This is a genomic window from Streptomyces sp. Ag109_G2-15 (assembly GCF_900215565.1).
Taxonomy (GTDB): Bacteria; Actinomycetota; Actinomycetes; order Streptomycetales; family Streptomycetaceae; genus Streptomyces; species Streptomyces diastatochromogenes.
Map to the genome: position 1 here is coordinate 5,148,649 of NZ_OCNI01000001.1, position 17,658 is coordinate 5,166,306.

General features: G+C 68.5%; 17 protein-coding genes and 1 riboswitch. Of the genes, 14 read left to right on the plus strand and 3 right to left on the minus strand.

The annotated features are described in order from the left end of the window. The first annotated feature begins 100 nt into the window (after window positions 1–100). The 4 genes from coxB (at window position 101) to CRP49_RS23105 (ending at window position 4,575) form a co-directional block, all read left to right on the plus strand. Window positions 101–1,060, plus strand: a complete 960-nt coding sequence (gene coxB, locus CRP49_RS23090; protein WP_097255114.1) for a cytochrome c oxidase subunit II — start codon at window positions 101–103, stop codon at window positions 1,058–1,060. After that, the gene (gene ctaD / locus CRP49_RS23095) at window positions 1,057–2,787 is read left to right on the plus strand and encodes a cytochrome c oxidase subunit I (RefSeq protein ID WP_097255115.1); all 1,731 of its coding nucleotides are present in this window, start codon (window positions 1,057–1,059) and stop codon (window positions 2,785–2,787) included. Before coxB ends, ctaD begins: the two co-directional genes overlap by 4 nt. Next, the gene (locus CRP49_RS23100) at window positions 2,784–3,182 is read left to right on the plus strand and encodes a cytochrome c oxidase subunit 4 (protein ID WP_094220134.1); all 399 of its coding nucleotides are present in this window, start codon (window positions 2,784–2,786) and stop codon (window positions 3,180–3,182) included. The genes ctaD and CRP49_RS23100 overlap by 4 nt, the downstream gene beginning before the upstream one ends. A 130-nt stretch (window positions 3,183–3,312) precedes the next feature. Then, the gene (locus CRP49_RS23105; RefSeq protein WP_097255116.1) at window positions 3,313–4,575 is read left to right on the plus strand and encodes an Ig-like domain-containing protein; all 1,263 of its coding nucleotides are present in this window, start codon (window positions 3,313–3,315) and stop codon (window positions 4,573–4,575) included. A 105-nt stretch (window positions 4,576–4,680) separates the two neighbouring features. On the opposite strand, the gene CRP49_RS23110 is transcribed toward CRP49_RS23105, so the two are convergent. Continuing rightward, window positions 4,681–5,082, minus strand: coding sequence for a response regulator transcription factor (locus CRP49_RS23110; RefSeq protein ID WP_097255117.1), 402 nt, complete (start codon window positions 5,080–5,082; stop codon window positions 4,681–4,683). Window positions 5,083–5,228: 146 nt separating this feature from the next. On the opposite strand from CRP49_RS23110, the gene CRP49_RS23115 reads away from it, so the two are divergent. The 6 genes from CRP49_RS23115 (at window position 5,229) to CRP49_RS23140 (ending at window position 12,318) form a co-directional block, all read left to right on the plus strand. Beyond that, the gene (locus CRP49_RS23115) at window positions 5,229–5,849 is read left to right on the plus strand and encodes a heme-copper oxidase subunit III (protein ID WP_094220137.1); all 621 of its coding nucleotides are present in this window, start codon (window positions 5,229–5,231) and stop codon (window positions 5,847–5,849) included. A 62-nt stretch (window positions 5,850–5,911) separates the two neighbouring features. Continuing rightward, the gene (locus CRP49_RS23120) at window positions 5,912–6,724 is read left to right on the plus strand and encodes a c-type cytochrome (protein ID WP_097255118.1); all 813 of its coding nucleotides are present in this window, start codon (window positions 5,912–5,914) and stop codon (window positions 6,722–6,724) included. After that, window positions 6,721–7,779 carry a ubiquinol-cytochrome c reductase iron-sulfur subunit gene (locus tag CRP49_RS23125; protein WP_097255119.1) on the plus strand — a complete coding sequence of 353 codons (1,059 nt, stop codon included), beginning with the start codon at window positions 6,721–6,723 and terminating at the stop codon, window positions 7,777–7,779. The genes CRP49_RS23120 and CRP49_RS23125 overlap by 4 nt, the downstream gene beginning before the upstream one ends. Continuing rightward, complete coding sequence (locus tag CRP49_RS23130) at window positions 7,776–9,407, plus strand: cytochrome bc complex cytochrome b subunit (RefSeq protein ID WP_097255120.1); 1,632 nt, start codon at window positions 7,776–7,778, stop codon at window positions 9,405–9,407. The genes CRP49_RS23125 and CRP49_RS23130 overlap by 4 nt, the downstream gene beginning before the upstream one ends. A gap of 120 nt (window positions 9,408–9,527) precedes the next feature. Beyond that, window positions 9,528–10,592: an anthranilate phosphoribosyltransferase gene (trpD, locus tag CRP49_RS23135; RefSeq protein ID WP_097255121.1), complete on the plus strand. Its 1,065-nt coding sequence runs from the start codon at window positions 9,528–9,530 to the stop codon at window positions 10,590–10,592. 74 nt (window positions 10,593–10,666) lie between these two features. Then, window positions 10,667–10,783: riboswitch (SAM riboswitch) on the plus strand. A gap of 161 nt (window positions 10,784–10,944) precedes the next feature. Continuing rightward, window positions 10,945–12,318, plus strand: a complete 1,374-nt coding sequence (locus CRP49_RS23140; RefSeq protein ID WP_097255122.1) for an aminotransferase class V-fold PLP-dependent enzyme — start codon at window positions 10,945–10,947, stop codon at window positions 12,316–12,318. 34 nt (window positions 12,319–12,352) lie between these two features. On the opposite strand, the gene CRP49_RS23145 is transcribed toward CRP49_RS23140, so the two are convergent. Both CRP49_RS23145 and CRP49_RS23150 read right to left on the minus strand, forming a co-directional pair. Further along, entirely contained in the window at window positions 12,353–12,634 is a 282-nt protein-coding gene (locus CRP49_RS23145) for an Lrp/AsnC family transcriptional regulator (RefSeq protein WP_094220143.1), read from the minus strand. Beyond that, the gene (locus CRP49_RS23150; protein WP_097255123.1) at window positions 12,631–13,374 is read right to left on the minus strand and encodes a rhomboid family intramembrane serine protease; all 744 of its coding nucleotides are present in this window, start codon (window positions 13,372–13,374) and stop codon (window positions 12,631–12,633) included. Before CRP49_RS23150 ends, CRP49_RS23145 begins: the two co-directional genes overlap by 4 nt. A 154-nt stretch (window positions 13,375–13,528) precedes the next feature. Here CRP49_RS23150 and CRP49_RS23155 point away from each other — a divergent pair, with 154 nt between their 5' ends. The 4 genes from CRP49_RS23155 (at window position 13,529) to CRP49_RS23170 (ending at window position 17,654) form a co-directional block, all read left to right on the plus strand. Then, window positions 13,529–13,768 carry a hypothetical protein gene (locus CRP49_RS23155; protein WP_094220145.1) on the plus strand — a complete coding sequence of 80 codons (240 nt, stop codon included), beginning with the start codon at window positions 13,529–13,531 and terminating at the stop codon, window positions 13,766–13,768. 38 nt (window positions 13,769–13,806) lie between these two features. Further along, window positions 13,807–15,150: an NYN domain-containing protein gene (locus tag CRP49_RS23160; protein WP_097255124.1), complete on the plus strand. Its 1,344-nt coding sequence runs from the start codon at window positions 13,807–13,809 to the stop codon at window positions 15,148–15,150. A gap of 212 nt (window positions 15,151–15,362) precedes the next feature. Next, window positions 15,363–16,394 (plus strand): NlpC/P60 family protein, encoded by a 1,032-nt coding sequence (locus CRP49_RS23165; RefSeq protein ID WP_097255125.1) that lies wholly within the window; start codon window positions 15,363–15,365, stop codon window positions 16,392–16,394. 237 nt (window positions 16,395–16,631) lie between these two features. After that, window positions 16,632–17,654: an NlpC/P60 family protein gene (locus tag CRP49_RS23170; RefSeq protein WP_097255126.1), complete on the plus strand. Its 1,023-nt coding sequence runs from the start codon at window positions 16,632–16,634 to the stop codon at window positions 17,652–17,654. Window positions 17,655–17,658 lie beyond the last annotated feature (4 nt).

A 17,658-nucleotide genomic window follows, 5' to 3' on the forward strand; every position in this document is an offset into this window, starting at 1 on the left:
CCGCATAAACATCCAAACCCCTGCCCGACGCAGGGCCGCGACCGACCAGCGAGAAGGCCGCAGCCGAACCGCGCGGGCGAGACTCTCGGGAAGGCGCTACGTGAGTCCCAACGGCTCCGACCGCTCGCCGCGGCGCCCGATGCGGCGGAAGCTGCTGCAGGCACTGACCGCGGGCCTGGTCCTGGCGACCGCAACCGGTTGCACATACAAGGACTTCCCCCGCCTTGGCATGCCCACCCCGGTCACGGAAGAGGCTCCGCGGATCCTCTCCCTGTGGCAGGGCTCCTGGGCGGCCGCGCTGGCCACCGGTGTGCTGGTGTGGGGCCTGATCCTGTGGAGTGCCATCTTCCACCGGCGCAGCCGCACCAAGGTCGAGGTACCTCCGCAGACCCGGTACAACATGCCGATCGAGGCCCTGTACACGGTGGTCCCGCTCATCATCGTCTCGGTCCTCTTCTACTTCACGGCCCGGGACGAGACGAAGCTTCTGAGCCTCGACAAGAAGCCCGACGTCACGGTCAACGTGGTCGGCTTCCAGTGGAGCTGGGGCTTCAACTACATCGAGGACGTACCCGGTTCCCCCGGCAACGCCAAGACGTCCAAGGAACTGCTGGCCATTCCGGACCGGTTCAAGAAGGACTTCCCGGCGAACGCCGGCGGTGTCTACGACGTCGGTACGCCGGGCACGAAGAACCCTCAGACCGGCAACCCCGGCCCGACCCTCTGGCTCCCCGAGGGCAAGACGGTCCGCTTCATCCTCACCTCGCGTGACGTCATCCACTCCTTCTGGGTGGTGCCGTTCCTGATGAAGCAGGACGTGATCCCGGGGCACACCAACGCCTTCCAGGTGGTTCCCAACCACCAGGGCACGTTCCTGGGCAAGTGCGCCGAGCTCTGCGGCGTCGACCACTCCCGGATGCTGTTCAACGTGAAGGTCGTCTCCCCCGAGCGCTACGAGCAGCACCTCAAGGACCTCGCCAAGAAGGGGCAGACCGGTTACATTCCCGCCGGCATCGCGCAGACGCCGCACGAGAAGAACCGGGAGACGAACAACCTGTGAGCATCGTCAACGAACCCCAGGGTGCCGCGGCAGCTGAGGACTCGTACGAGAACGAGTTGCCGGTCCGGCGCAAGCAGCCCGGCAATGTCGTGGTGAAGTGGCTGACGACCACCGACCACAAGACCATCGGAACGCTGTATCTGGTCACGTCGTTCGCGTTCTTCCTGATCGGTGGCGTGATGGCGCTGCTGATGCGCGCCGAGCTGGCTCGCCCCGGCCTGCAGATCATGTCGAACGAGCAGTTCAACCAGGCGTTCACGATGCACGGCACGATCATGCTGCTGATGTTCGCGACGCCGCTGTTCGCCGGCTTCACGAACTGGATCATGCCGCTCCAGATCGGCGCGCCGGACGTCGCCTTCCCGCGGCTGAACATGTTCGCCTACTGGCTCTACCTGTTCGGCTCGACCATCGCGGTCGGCGGCTTCCTCACCCCGCAGGGTGCGGCCGACTTCGGCTGGTTCGCCTACTCCCCGCTGTCGGACGCGGTCCGCAGCCCGGGCATCGGCGCCGACATGTGGATCATGGGTCTGGCCTTCTCCGGCTTCGGCACCATCCTCGGCGCGGTCAACTTCATCACCACGATCATCTGCATGCGTGCCCCGGGCATGACCATGTTCCGCATGCCGATCTTCGTGTGGAACGTGCTGCTGACCGCCGTTCTGGTGCTGCTCGCCTTCCCGGTCCTCGCGGCCGCGCTGTTCGCCCTGGAGGCGGACCGCAAGTTCGGTGCGCATGTGTTCGACGCGGCCAACGGCGGAGCCCTGCTCTGGCAACACCTCTTCTGGTTCTTCGGCCATCCAGAGGTGTACATCATCGCGCTGCCGTTCTTCGGCATCATCTCCGAGGTCATCCCGGTCTTCTCCCGCAAGCCGATGTTCGGCTACATGGGTCTGATCGCGGCGACCATCGCGATCGCCGGTCTGTCCGTGACGGTGTGGGCCCACCACATGTACGTCACCGGCGGTGTGCTGCTGCCGTTCTTCTCCTTCATGACGTTCCTGATCGCCGTCCCGACCGGTGTGAAGTTCTTCAACTGGATCGGCACGATGTGGAAGGGCTCGTTGTCCTTCGAGACGCCGATGCTCTGGGCCACCGGCTTCCTGATCACCTTCACGTTCGGTGGTCTGACCGGTGTCATCCTGGCCTCGCCCCCGATGGACTTCCACGTCTCCGACTCGTACTTCGTGGTGGCCCACTTCCACTACGTGGTCTTCGGTACGGTCGTGTTCGCCATGTTCTCCGGCTTCCACTTCTGGTGGCCGAAGATGACCGGCAAGATGCTGGACGAGCGCCTCGGCAAGATCACCTTCTGGACGCTGTTCATCGGCTTCCACACCACGTTCCTGGTGCAGCACTGGCTGGGTGCCGAGGGCATGCCGCGTCGTTACGCCGACTACCTGGCGGCCGACGGCTTCACCGCCCTCAACACGGTCTCGACGATCGGTTCGTTCCTGCTCGGCCTGTCGATCCTGCCGTTCCTCTACAACGTGTGGAAGACGGCCAAGTACGGCAAGCCGGTCGGCGTGGACGACCCGTGGGGCTATGGCCGCTCGCTCGAGTGGGCGACGTCCTGCCCGCCGCCGCGGCACAACTTCCTCACCCTGCCGCGGATCCGCAGCGAATCCCCGGCGTTCGACCTGCACCACCCCGAGATCGCCGCTCTCGAGCAGCTTGAGTACTCCGGTCACGGTGCCATCGCGGGCAGCAAGGAGGCCGGCAAGTGAAGATCCAGGGTCGGATGTTCATCTGGTTGAGCGTCTTCATCCTGATCATGGCCATCGTGTATGGCGTGTGGTCGAAGGAGCCGGCCGGTACCACTGCGCTCTTCCTGGCCTTCGGCCTGAGCATCATGATCGGCTTCTACCTGGGCTTCACCGCCCGGCGGGTCGACGCGGGTGCGCAGGACGACAAGGAGGCCGACGTCGCGGACGACGCGGGCGAGCTGGGCTTCTTCAGCCCGCACAGCTGGCAGCCGCTCGCCCTCGGCTTCGGCGGCGCGCTCGCCTTCCTCGGTGTCGCGGTCGGCTGGTGGCTGCTGTACTTCGGTGCACCGTTCATCCTGGTCGGCCTGTTCGGCTGGGTGTTCGAGTACTACCACGGTGAGAACCGCACCCAGTAGCACGCAGTGAGCACACCGGGAGCCCGGACACTCCGTCAGGAGGGTCCGGGCTCCTGCTTTTGCGCGGCGTCCGTCCCCCGTATGAATTACGCAGCGCGCAAATGGGGCTTGTATCTCATAGCGTGATCATATGAACCACACTCCGCGGACCCGCACCGTCGTCAGCTGCACCCTGCTGGTGGCCGCCCTCGGCGCGGGCGTCACCGGCTGCGGTTCGGACGGCAACCCCCTGTCGGCCAAGCCGTACGACGCAGCGGACATGATCTCCTTCAACGGCCCCACCGGCGCAGGGAAGCAGGCCGACCCGGACAAGCCCCTGGAGATCACCACCAGCGACGACGACGGCCGGATCACCGACGTCACCGCCCAGGACTCCACAGGACGCTTCGTGGCGGGCGAACTCGCCGCCGACGGCAGCCGCTGGCACAGCACCTCCCCGCTGGCCGCCAACGCCCACTACACGGTCGAGGTGAGCACGGAGGACGAGGACGGCGCGCCCGGCCGCAAGATCCTCACCTTCGACACCAGCAAGCCCACCACCACCAAGCGCCTGAACGTCACGTTCGGGCCGGAGTCGGGCCAGTACGGCGTCGGACAGCCCATCACCGCCCAACTCGACCAGGCGGTCAAGGACAAGGCGCAGCGGGCCCTCGTGGAACGCGCCCTCAGGGTGGACGCCACGCCGGCCGTCCAGGGCTCCTGGTACTGGGTGAGCGACAAGGAACTCCACTACCGCCCCAAGGAGTACTGGCCCGCGCACGCCACCATCCAGGTGCACAGCAACCTGGACGGCGTACGGATCAGCGACCGTCTCTGGGGCGGCAAGTCCAAGGCGCTGAAGATCACCACCGGCGACCGGATCGAGGCCGTCACGGACGCCTCGGCGCACCAGCTGACGTACTACCAGAACGGCCAGGCGATCCAGTCGATCCCCGTCACCACCGGCAAGCCCGGTTTCGAGACCCGCAACGGGGTCAAGGTCGTACTGGCCAAGCAGTACTTCGTACGCATGCGCGGCACCACGGTCGGCATCGCCGAGGGCAGCTCCGACTCGTACGACCTGCCGGTCTACTACGCCACCCGGGTCACCTGGTCGGGCGAGTACGTCCACGCCGCGCCCTGGTCAGTGGGCTCCCAGGGCTACGAGAACGTCAGCCACGGCTGCACCGGCATGAGCACATCCAACGCCGAGTGGTTCTTCGACCACATCCACGAGGGCGACATCGTCAAGGTCGTCAACTCCAACGGCAACCCGATGGAACCCTTCGGCAACGGCTTCGGCGACTGGAACGTCGACTGGAAGAAGTGGCGCACAGGCAGCGCCCTCATCAACGGCACCCCGGACGGCCCAGCACCACAGGATGCGTTGCGCCTCCAGCCAACGGCGGTGTGAGCGCCCCATAGGGGCGCGGGGCTGTGTCGATGTGCGGCTCCGCCGCGTGGGCGCGAAAGGCCCCCACCGGGCGTCAGCCGCACAGCCACCTCGCGCCCCGAGCTGCTAGGCGCTCAGCAACCTCTTACGACGGAGCAAACCAGCCAAGGCGGCGGCAAACTCCACCGGATCCACCGGCAAGGTGACCGCCGCGTCGGCCCGACTCCACGTGGCAAGCCACGCATCCTGAGGCCGCCCCATCAACAGCAGCACAGGCGGGCAGTTGAACACCTCGTCCTTGATCTGCCGGCACACCCCCATGCCCCCCATCGGCACGGCCTCACCGTCGAGCACGCACACATCGATGCCGCCCTTGTCCAGCTCCCGCACCACCGCCTCAGGAGTCGCGCACTCCACGAACTCGACCAGGGGCACATCAGGAGCCGGCCTGCGGCCGGTGGCCAACCGCACCTGTTCCCGCGTGTTGGAGTCGTCGCTGTACACCAGCACGGTAGCGGTCGGCTGCATGCTTCCTCCGAGACGTCAGCGTCCTACGGACAGGGCCGTTCGGGGCGGATGTTACTCCCATGAACACCACGTCAACACCGGTTCGGCGGGCAGCAACACTCCGAACGGCACCCCCCGGAGTGAGGGCGGGATAAGCGACCGACATAATGTCGGTCGTGGCGACAGCAACGACAGTAGAAACCGGGCACGCGCACCCGTCGGTCAATCGACCGAACCTCACCAGCGTCGGAACCATCATCTGGCTGAGTTCCGAGCTGATGTTCTTCGCGGCCCTCTTCGCGATGTACTTCACCCTCCGATCGGTGACCGGTCCGGCGCACTGGAAGGAGCAGGCGGAGGCGCTCAATGTGCCGTTCTCCGCGACGAACACCACGATCCTGGTGCTCTCCTCGCTCACCTGCCAGCTCGGCGTGTTCGCCGCCGAGCGCGGGGACGTGAAGAAGCTCCGTGGCTGGTTCATCCTCACCTTCATCATGGGTGCGATCTTCATCGGCGGTCAGATCTACGAGTACACGGAGCTGGTGAAGAAGGACGGGATCTCCCTGTCCTCCGACCCGTACGGCTCGGTGTTCTACCTGACCACCGGCTTCCACGGCATGCACGTGACGGGCGGCCTCATCGCCTTCCTGTTCGTCCTCGGCCGCACCTACATGGCGAAGAGGTTCACCCACGAGCAGGCGACCGCCGCCATTGTCGTGTCCTACTACTGGCACTTCGTCGATGTGGTCTGGATCGGCCTTTTCGCCACGATCTACCTGATCAAGTAGCCGGGACCGCTCCCGCACATCCAGAAGCATCGACGCAGAAGATCCTGACACCGGGGTAATCCGTGAAAAAGCTCTCCGCACGACGACGCCATCCGCTGGCGGCGGTCGTCGTCCTACTCCTCGCGCTGGCGGCCACTGGGGGGCTGTACGCCGCGTTCGCGCCCGCGAGCAAGGCGCAGGCCGATGAAACCTCCCAGTCCCTGACCATCAAGGAGGGCAAGAAGCTCTACGAGGTCGGCTGCGCCAGCTGCCACGGCACCGGTGGCCAGGGCTCCTCCGACGGCCCGAGCCTGGTCGGCGTGGGCGCTGCGGCGGTCGACTTCCAGGTCGCGACCGGCCGTATGCCGGCCGCCACCTCGCAGGGCCCGCAGGTCGTTAAGAAGAAGAACATCTACACCCAGGCCCAGATCGACCAGCTCGCGGCGTACGTCGCCTCGCTGGGCGCCGGTCCCGAGGTGCCGACGAAGGACCAGTACGGCCCGGAGGGCGCGGACATCGCCAAGGGTGGCGAGCTGTTCCGCACCAACTGCGCGCAGTGCCACAACTTCACCGGCAAGGGTGGTGCCCTCACCAAGGGCAAGTTCGCGCCGGACCTGACGGGCGTCGACCCGAAGCACATCTACGAGGCCATGCAGACCGGCCCGCAGAACATGCCCTCCTTCCCCGACACCACGCTGTCGGAGAAGAACAAGAAGGACGTCATCGCGTACCTGAACGCGATCAACAGCAGCGAGACGGAGCAGCCGGGCGGCATGGAGCTGGGCGGTCTCGGCCCGGTCACCGAGGGCCTGTTCGCGTGGGTCTTCGGCCTCGGTGCGCTGATCGCGGTAGCCGTCTGGGTCGCCGCTCGGACCGCAAAGGCCAAGAAGTCATGAGTAGCCAAGACATTCCAGAAGAGAACCTGCCCGCTGAGCAGGACCACGCGCACGCGGCCGTGACCGTCGCGGACGAGAAGAACCCGTTCGCGGACCCGGGGCTGCCGCCTCACGAGCACCGGATCCAGGACATCGACGAGCGGGCCGCCAAGCGGTCCGAGCGCGTCGTCGCCCTGCTGTTCACGGTGTCGATGCTGGCCACCGTCGGCTTCATCGTCTCCTACGTGGCGATCCCGCACGACAAGTCGATCTTCGTCTTCCCGATCGGGCACGTCAGCGCGCTGAACTTCGCGCTCGGCATGACCCTCGGCACGGCGCTGTTCTGCATCGGCGCGGGCGCGGTCCACTGGGCCCGCACCCTGATGTCCGACGTGGAGGTCGCCGACGAGCGGCACGCGATCGCGGCCTCTCCCGAGGTCCGTGCGAAGGTCCACGCGGACTTCAAGCAGGGCGCCAAGGAGTCGGCGATCGGCCGCCGCGGCCTGATCCGCACCACGATGTTCGGCGCGCTGGCCCTGGTGCCGCTCTCCGGCGTCATGCTGCTGCGTGACCTCGGTCCGCTGCCCGGCACCTCGCTGCGTCACACGCTGTGGGCCAAGGGCAAGCTGCTCGTCAACATGAACACGAACCAGCCGCTGCGTCCCGAGGACGTCGCCGTCGGTTCGCTGACCTTCGCCAAGCCCGAGGGCCTGGAGGAGGTGCAGGAGGACTTCCAGAACGAGATCGCCAAGGCGGCCCTGATGATCATCCGGCTCCAGCCGGACAACATCAAGGACAAGCGCGAGCTCGAATGGTCGCACCAGGGCATCGTCGCGTTCTCGAAGATCTGCACCCACGTCGGCTGCCCGATCTCCCTGTACGAGCAGCAGACGCACCACGTGCTGTGCCCGTGCCACCAGTCCACCTTCGACCTCTCCGACGGTGCCCGAGTGATCTTCGGCCCCGCCGGTCACGCCCTGCCGCAGCTCCGCATCGGCGTGAACGACGAGGGTTACCTCCAGGCGCTCGGCGACTTCGAGGAGCCCGTCGGTCCTGCATTCTGGGAGCGCGGATGAGCACCAACGAGAACAACGAGCGACGCGGCAAGGCCCCGGCAGGCGAGCGGGTCGCCGACTGGGCCGACGGCCGGCTGGGGATCTACTCCCTGGCCAAGTCCAACATGCGCAAGATCTTCCCCGACCACTGGTCGTTCATGTTGGGCGAAGTCTGCATGTACAGCTTCCTCATCATCATCCTGACCGGTGTCTATCTGACGCTGTTCTTCCACCCGTCGATGAACGAGGTGGAGTACCACGGCAGCTACGTCCCGCTCCAGGGACAGCTGATGTCCGAGGCGTTCAACTCGACCCTGCACATCTCCTTCGACGTGCGCGGTGGTCTGCTCATCCGGCAGATCCACCACTGGGCCGCGCTGATCTTCCTCGCCGGCATGTTCGTGCACATGATGCGCGTGTTCTTCACCGGCGCGTTCCGCAAGCCGCGTGAGATCAACTGGCTGTTCGGCTTCCTGCTGTTCGTCCTCGGCATGTTCACCGGCTTCACCGGTTACTCGCTCCCGGACGACCTGCTCTCCGGCACCGGTGTCCGCTTCACCGAGGGCGCGATCCTGTCGATGCCGATCGTCGGCACGTACATCTCGTTCTTCCTCTTCGGCGGCGAGTTCCCGGGCCACGACTTCGTGGCGCGGTTCTACTCGATCCACATCCTGCTGCTGCCGGGCATCATGCTCGGCCTGATGGTGGGCCACCTGATCCTGGTCTTCTACCACAAGCACACGCAGTTCGCGGGTCCCGGAAAGAGCGAGAAGAATGTCGTCGGCATGCCGCTGCTGCCGGTGTACATGGCCAAGGCCGGAGGCTTCTTCTTCCTGGTCTTCGGTGTGATCGCGGCCATCGCCGCGGTGACCCAGATCAACCCGATCTGGGCCATGGGCCCCTACCGGCCCGACCAGGTGTCCACCGGCGCCCAGCCCGACTGGTACATGGGCTTCGCCGAGGGTCTGGTCCGCTACATGCCGGGCTGGGAGATCAACTTCTGGGGTCACACGCTGGTCCTGGGCGTGTTCATCCCGCTGGTGCTCTTCGGTCTCGTCCTGGCGGCGATCGCGCTCTACCCGTTCATCGAGTCCTGGGTCACCGGCGACAAGAGCGAGCACCACATCCTGGACCGGCCGCGCAACGCCCCGACGCGTACCGCGTTCGGTGTCGCCTGGGTGACCGTGTACATGGTCGGCCTGGTCGGTGGTGGCAACGACCTCATCGCCACCCACTTCCACCTGTCGATCAACGACGTGACCTGGTTCGTCCGGATCTTCTTCTTCGCCGGACCGGTCATCGCGTTCATCACCACCAAGCGGATCTGCCTCGGCCTGCAGCGCCGCGACCGCGAGAAGGTGCTGCACGGTCGCGAGACCGGCATCATCAAGCGCCTGCCGCACGGTGAGTTCATCGAGGTGCACGAGCCGCTCAGCCAGGAGCAGCTGCACACCCTCACGGCTCACCACCAGTACGAGCCGGCCGAGATCGGCCCGACGGTCGACGAGAACGGTGTCGAGCGCAAGGTGAAGGCGTCCGAGAAGCTGCGCGTCAAGCTCAGCAACGCCTACTACGGCGAGGACAACCAGATCCCGAAGCCCACTGTCGACGAGTACAAGGAGATCACGAGCGGCCACGGCCACCACTGATCCCCGCGTCGCCACGCCACGCTGAAGGGCCCCGTCCGTGTTACGGACGGGGCCCTTCGCCCTGTCCCGGGCTGGATAGGGTGGGACCACACTGTTCTTCTACGACACCCAGGAGCGGCTATGAGCGCTGTGACCCCCGCTGGAGGCGACACCGCGGCGGGCCGTTCCTGGCCCGCCCTGCTGAACGGCCTGCTGGATGGCCGGGACCTGTCCGCCGACGACACGGCCTGGGCGATGGACCTGATCATGCGCGGCGAGGCGACCGACGCGCAGATCGCCGGGTTCGTGGTGGCACTGCGGGCCAAGGGCGAGACGGTGGACGAGATCACCGGGCTGGTCCGGGCGATGTACGAGCACGCGAACGTGATCGAGGTGCCCGGCCGGACCGTCGACATCGTCGGCACCGGCGGTGACGGCGCGAAGACGGTGAACATCTCCACCATGTCGTCGATCGTCGTCGCCGGTACGGGCGCGAAGGTGATCAAGCACGGCAACCGGGCCGCGTCATCGGCGTCCGGCGCGTCGGACGTCCTGGAGAAGCTCGGCGTCAACCTCAACCTGACCCCGCAGCGGGTCGCCGAGGTCGCCGAGGTCGCCGGTATCACCTTCTGCTTCGCGGTGAAGTTCCACCCGTCGCTGCGCCATGTCGCCGCGGCACGCGGCCAGTTGGGGATCCGTACGACCTTCAACGTGCTCGGTCCCCTCACCAACCCGGCCAAGGTGCGTGCCCAGGCGGTCGGTGTCGCCGACCCGCGGATGGCACCGATCGTGGCCGGGGTCCTCGCCGAGCGCGGCAACTCCTCCCTGGTCTTCCGGGGCGACGACGGCCTGGACGAGCTGACGACCACCTCCACCTCCCGGGTGTGGGTGGTCCGGGACGGCAAGGTCACGGAGGAGGGCTTCGACCCGCGGGACGTCGGCATCGACCTCGTCCCCGTGGAGGCCCTGCGCGGCGCCGACGCGTCGTACAACGCGGAGGTCGCCCGCCGCCTGCTGGACGGCGAGCAGGGCCCCGTCCGGGACGCGGTCCTGCTGAACTCGGCGGCGGCCCTGGTGGCCCTCGACCCGACCGAGGCCCCCCTGGCCGAGCAGCTCCGGGCGGGCATGGCCAAGGCGGCCGAGTCGATCGACTCGGGTGCGGCGAAGCGGACGCTGGAGCGGTGGGTGGCGGCCAGCAACAGCTGACGGATCCGATGTGCGGTCCCGCGATCCGGACAGGAGTTGCGGGACCGCGATCACTTCACGTACGTTCCTGTCCAGGTCATGAGTGACAGTCATGAGGCCCCGGCCGACTGTCCGGCAACCCTCCGTCCGTGGCGGGGTGCCCCGGGTGAAGACCAGGTCGTAGGCAGCGAGGTCTACGGCAAGCGCGGACCCCTCACACGCCAGGGGTCCTGGTCGTCGAGGGAGCCTTCTGTGAGCAAGCGAATGCGATAGGGCGTAGAGCCCCGCCTCCGCATACCCCTTTCACCTTTCTCCGTGCTTGAGCCGTACCCGCTCGCACGGTGATTCCGCTTGCCTCTCACGGGAGTTCGCCATGTCTGTCTCCACCGCTGCCTCCGCCCAGACCGTTTGCCGTAACATTTCGGGGGCGCTGCCCGTTCTGGGCGGGGATGTCACCGTCCCGCTCGTGACCGGCGGCGAGGTCACCTACGCGGCGCTCGACTACGCGGCCAGCGCCCCCGCCCTGCAGCGCGTCTGGGACGACGTGGCGGCCTACGCGCCGTACTACGGCAGCGTCCACCGCGGCGCCGGCTACCTCTCCCAGCTCTCCACCGACCTGTTCGAGAACGCCCGCCGGACGGTCGCCGAGTTCCTCGACTGCCGCACCGACGACCAGGTGATCTTCACCCGCTCGACCACGGACTCCCTGAACCTGCTGGCCCGGGCGATCCCGGCCGACTGCCAGGTCTTCGTCTTCGAGACCGAGCACCACGCCTCCCTGCTGCCCTGGCAGGACGCCCGGGTCACCTACCTCAACGCCCCGCGCACCCCGCAGCAGGCCGTCGAGACCCTGGAGCGGGCCCTCGCCGACCGCGACCCGTACGGCCCGGCCCTGGTCTGCGTCACCGGCGCCTCCAACGTCACCGGCGAGCTGTGGCCGGTCCGCGAGCTGGCCGCCGCGGCCCACGCCCACGGCGCCCGGATCGTCCTGGACGCGGCCCAGCTGGCCCCCCACCACCCGGTGTCGATCCAGGACCTCGACGTCGACTGGGTCGCCTTCTCCGGCCACAAGCTGTACGCCCCCTTCGGCTCCGGCGTCCTGGCCGGCCGCGCCGACTGGCTGGTCGCGGCCGAGCCGTACCTCGCGGGCGGCGGTGCGAGCCGCAAGGTCACGCGGCGCGAGGACGGGGGAGTGGCCGTGCAGTGGCACGAGACCGCCGCCCGCCACGAGGCCGGCTCCCCGAACGTCATCGGCGCCTACTCCATCGCCTCCGCCTGCAAGGCGCTGACGGAGGCCGGCTTCGACACCCTCGTGGCCCGCGAGCAGCACCTGATCACCAAGGTCCGCGAGGGCCTCGCCGAGGTCCCCGAGGTCAGGATCCTCTCCCTCTTCGGCGACGACGCCCCTCGCGTCGGTGTGATCAGCTTCGTGGTGGACGGCTGGAACAGCTCCCACTTCGCCGCCGCCCTCTCCGCCGAGTACGGCATCGGCGTCCGCGACGGCCTCTTCTGCGCCCACCCGCTGGTCCGCACCCTCCTCGGCTCCGACCCCCAGACCCAGGGCGAGTGCGGCGCCCCCGAGGCCGCCCCCGGCGAGAAGTCCCTGAACGCGATCCGGGTGAGCTTCGGCGCGGGCACGCCGGACGAGCACGTGGAGCGCTTCGTGAACGCGGTACGGGAACTGGTCACGGACGGCGCGAAGTGGCAGTACCGCACGGAGGACGGTCGCTGCGTCCCGGCGGTGTGAGTCTCTGAAGCCTGGTGAGGCGGTCTTCAGGCGATCAGTTGTCCAACCCGATCGAGAAGGCCGCCTCGAGGTCGTGCTGCGAGTACGTACGGAAGGCGACGTGCGTGTCCGTGGCCTCCACCCCGGGGATCTTGCTGATCCGCCCCGGAATCACGTCGGCCAGGTCCTCGTGCTGGCGTACCCGCACCATGGCGATCAGGTCATACGTACCGGTGACGGAGAAGACTTCGCTGACGGTATCCAGCGAGGCGATCTGCTCGGCGATCTCGGGGATCCGGTCCACGCTGGTCTTGATCAGGACGATCGCGGTGATCACGACGGGTTCTCTCCCTCGGGTGCCGGAGCCGGTGCAGGGTTCACTCTAGTCGTGCGTCCGTATCGCACCCATGCGTAGCCGAACCCCACCCCGAAGCCGACCAGGTGCGCCAGGTAGGCGACCCCGGGCCCCTCGCCGGAGCGGCCCGCCGCGAGCCACTGCAGGGCCGCCCAGAAGGGCAGCACGACCCAGGCCGGGAAGCGCATCGGCAGGAAGAACAGGAAGGGGAGGAGACTGGTCACACGGGCGCGGGGAAACAGGTAGAGAAATGCCCCGAGCACCGCCGAGATCGCCCCGGACGCGCCCACCAGCGACTGCTCGGAGGTGGCGTTGGCGGCCGCGTAGCCCAGCAGGGCCAGATAGCCGCAGCCGACGTAGAACAGGGTGAACTCCACCCGGCCCATCCGTTCCTCGGTCATCACCCCGAAGACGAAGAGGAAGAGCATGTTGCCGAGCAGATGCACCCAGCTGCCGTGCACGAACAGCGCGGTGACCGGGGTCAGGGCCTCCCGGACGGGCTCGTGGAACAGCTCCGCCGGGACCACCCCCCAGCGCCGGAAGTACGCGCGCTGCGCGGCCGGCAGCGCGTCCGCGGAGCCGTACGCCGGAGTGAGCCCGGAGGCCGGGCCCAGCACGAAGATCAGTGAGCACAGGGCGATGAGGAAGTACGTCATCGGCGCGGAGGTGTCCCGGAGCGCCCTGAGTGTGCGGCCGGCCGTCGTGCTCCAGGCGTTGATCATGACTACAGAGCATGACGTAAGGGGACGCAACCTGACAGACCGCCTCGCCGCCGTGGACGGACGGGCGGTGAGTACCCGCCAGGCCGTAGGGTTACGAGCCACACGCGTCGAGGAGCGGCGCGGACCGACCCGAGTAAGGAAGCGAACAGCCACGATGACGGTTCCCCTGCCGACCGCCACGACGCGATGGCGCTGCACCCTCTGCGGCAACCTCACGCGTTTCGACGTGACCCGCTCGTCGAAGGTCGTCGAGTACATCCACCTCGACCTCGCCGGTGAGCCGACGGTCGAGGAGCGCGAGGTGGTCAGTGAGACCATCGAGTCGGTCCGCTGCCGCTGGTGCAACGCGGTGGACCAGGTGGAACTCGTGGACAGGCCGGGCGCCGGCTCCTGAGCGGAGCGGGCCCCGTACAGGGTATTGGGGTGTGACGGATGGTGGAGACCGCAAGCGGGGGGCCGGGCGACGGCACCGCTGAGGTGCTTGACCGTCCGCTGCCCGACGGCGTGCGCCGGCGGGTCGTGCAGATCGTCTCCGACGGGTTCGGCGGCCTGACCGTCGCGGAACTGCCCGCCCAGTTGAGGCAGTACGCCCGGTTCGCCCCGAACCGGCGGGCCAAGTTCGCCGGGAACGCGATGGCGGCCGCGCTGGAGACCGACCCGCTCTTCCGGCAGCGGATCGGGGAGAAGTTCAGAGAGGCGCAGCCGGAGCTGTCCGGCGCGCTGGACTCCGGCTCGCCGCCCCCGGCCGCGGACCCGCTCGATGTGGCGGCCGCGGCCTATGTGCTGCGCCCGGCGGGCTGGGTGAAGCTGGTCACCGCGGCCGGCGAGGAGGCCCAGCGCGCGGACGCCGAGCGGGCCGACGAGGAGAGCCGGGCCGAGCTGGAGCGGCTGCGCGAGGAGCTGGCCCAGGCCCGGGCGCAGACCCGGACCGAGACCGAACGGCTGCGCACCGAGCTGGAGTCGGCGAAGAAGGAAGCGGAATCGCTTCACCGTAAGCTCCGTGCCGCACTCAGCGACGTCAAGCGCGGGGAGGCCGCGCTGCGCAAGGTCCAGGGCGAGATCGAGGCCGTGCGTGCCGAGGGGCAGGCGCAGCTGTCGGCCGCCGAGAGCGAGTCCCGCCGGCTCAAGGCCCGGCTGGGCGAGGCCGAGGCCGGGCTGGAGGCCGCCCGCCGGGCGGCCCGCGAGGGGCGCAGCGTCGAGGACATGCGGGTACGGCTGCTGCTCGACACCCTGCTGGACGCCACCCAGGGGCTGCGGCGCGAACTCGCCCTGCCCCCGGTCTCCGTGCGCCCGGCCGAGACCGTGGACGCGGTCGAACCGGGACGAATGACCCCGAAGGACATCGCGGCCCGGGCCCTGTCCGAGAACGACCCGGCGATCCTCGACCAGTTGCTCGCGCTGCCGCAGGTGCATCTGGTGGTCGACGGCTACAACGTCACCAAGACCGGCTATCCGCAGATGCCGCTGGAGAAGCAGCGACTGCGGCTCCTGGGCCAGCTCTCGGCGCTCGCCGCGCAGACCGGCGCCGAGGTGACGTGCGTCTTCGACGGCGCCGAACTGGCCGCGCCGGTGCTGCTCGCGCCGCCGCGCGGGGTGCGGGTGCTGTTCTCCAAGCCGGGGATCACGGCCGACGAGCTGATCCGTCAGCTGGTGCGCGCGGAGCCCCCGGGCCGTCCGGTCATCGTCGCCTCGACCGACCGGGAGGTGGCCGACGGGGTCGCGAAGGCCGGTGCCCGTCCCGTCGCCTCTGCGGTACTTCTGAAGCGACTGTCCTGAAGGTCCAACGCGCATACGCAATGCCCGAATTGACCTGACTCTCACGCCACGTAGGGTCAATCGCGTCTCACTGCACGTGAGTTATGTGCAAAGAATGCATTGCGTCACAGGGTTTTTTGCCGCGAGGATTTGAACTGATCACAAGTGGGTCACTAGGGTCTGGGCTCGAACCTCCGAACGGGTGATCACTCACAAGAAGGAGTTCGTCCTCAGTGGCGTCCCATCGTCGACCCAAGCAGCCGAGCCGCACGCGTGTCACCGTGCTGACCACCGCAGCCGCCGCTGCCGTCGCGCTCAGCGCGAACGCCGCCAATGCCGCGCCGAGCGAGAAGCTCAGCAAGGACGAGGTCAAGGCGAAGGTCGACCACCTCTACGAGCAGGCGGAGCAGGCCACCGAGAAGTACAACGGGGCCAAGGAGAAGCAGCAGAAGCTGCAGAAGGAAATATCCACCATCCAGGACAACGTCGCCCGCGGTCAGCAGGAGCTGAACAAGCTGCGCGACGGCCTGGGTTCGCTGGCCACCGCCCAGTACCGCTCCGGCGGTATCGACTCCTCGGTCCAGCTCTTCCTGTCCTCCAACCCGGACGACTTCCTCGACAAGGCCTCCACGCTCGACCAGTTGAGCAGCCAGCAGGTCGAGGCCCTGCAGAAGATTCAGGACAAACAGCGCGAACTCGCCCAGGAGCGGGCAGAGGCCACCGACAAGCTCAAGGACCTCGCCGCCACCCGCACCGAGCTGGGCAACAAGAAGAAGGAAGTCCAGGGCAAGCTCGCCGAGGCGCAGAAGCTGCTCAACACCCTGACCGCCAAGGAGAAGGCCGCGCTCGCCGCCGAGCAGGCGCGCGCCAACCGCTCCTCCACCGAGCGCGTGGACCTCGGCGACGACTCCTCCGCCTCCAACCGGGCCGCCGCCGCGTTCTCCGCCGCGCAGAGCAAGATCGGCTCGCCCTACGTCTACGGCGCCTCCGGTCCCTCCTCCTTCGACTGCTCGGGCCTGACCTCCTGGGCCTATGCCCAGGCCGGTGTCACCATCCCGCGCACCTCCGAGGCGCAGGCGAACATCGGCGCCCACCTCTCGGAGAGCCAGCTCCAGGTCGGCGACCTGGTCTTCTTCTACGGCGACCTGCACCACGTCGGCCTCTACGCCGGCAACGGCCAGGTGCTGCACGCCCCGCACACCGGTGCCGTGGTCCGCTACGAGTCGATCAGCAACATGCCGTTCCAGTTCGGCGTCCGGGTCTGACAACACCGCGACGCTGACTCGGGGGCGCCCGAACGGGCGAATTCCCGTGCACCGAAACTGACTCCACGCCCCGCCCATGACCTGCGTCAGGGGCGGGGCGTCAGGTTTGTGCGCCCCTCGATGTCGTTCGGCGTGGTCCTTCCGCACGGCTACTGTCTGCCGCGTTTCCCCGGCGCAGGGGCCTCCCCGTCCCCGGCGCCGGGGAAGCCGTCCCTGTCCGCCAGCAGAAGGACTGCCGTGGGGTCCCATCGCCGCCTTGCACTGTCCGGGTTCAACCGAGGGGCCGGCGTCGCCCTGTGTGTGTTGTCGGCCGCGGCCGCCGCGCTCGGCGCCGTACCCGCCCAAGCAGCGCCGCACGGCGACACCCGTGCCGAGGTGGACCGCCTCTACGAGGAGGCCGAGAGCGCGACCCAGGCCTACGACAAGGCCGACGAGCGGGCCGACGTGCTGCGCCGGGAGATCCGGGACGCCCAGGACCACATCGCCCGGCAGCAGCAGCGCATCAACACCATGCGCGAGGCGCTCGGTTCGCTGGCCGGCGCCCAGTACCGCGCCGGCGGCCTCGACCCGGCCGTCGCCCTGCTCTTCTCCGACGACCCCGACGACTACCTCGACAAGGCGGCCACCCTCGACCGCATCGGCGCCCAGCAGGCGGGCCGGCTGCGGGAGTTGAGCACGGCGATGCGCGAGCTGGCCCAGGAGCGTGCCGACGCCGCCGGGAAGCTCGCCGCGCTGGAGCAGAGCCGCAAGGCGGTCGCCACGCACAAGCGGACCGTGGAGAAGAAGCTCGCCAGGGCCCGGCAGCTGCTCAACGCCCTGCCCGCGGCCGAGCGCGCCGCCTACGACCGGGCCTCCCGCTCGGACGGCGCCGACCGCGCCGACCTGCCCGACCTGTCCGGCGCCGTCGCCCCCGACGCCCGCGCCGCGGCCGCCGTCGCCGCCGCCCGCTCCGCCCTCGGCCGCCCCTATGTGTGGGGCGCGACCGGCCCCTCCGGCTTCGACTGCTCGGGCCTGATGCAGTGGTCGTACGGGCACGCCGGCGTCCATCTGCCGCGCACCTCGCAGGAGCAGCGGTACGCCGGCCGGCAGATCCCGCTCTCCCAGGCACGCCCCGGCGACCTGGTCGTCTACCGCTCCGACGCCAGCCATGTGGCGATGTACGTGGGCAACGGCCAGGTCATCCACGCCCCCTATCCGGGCGCGCCGGTGCGCTACGACCCGGTCGGCATGATGCCCGTCTCCTCGGTCACCCGGCCCTGACCTC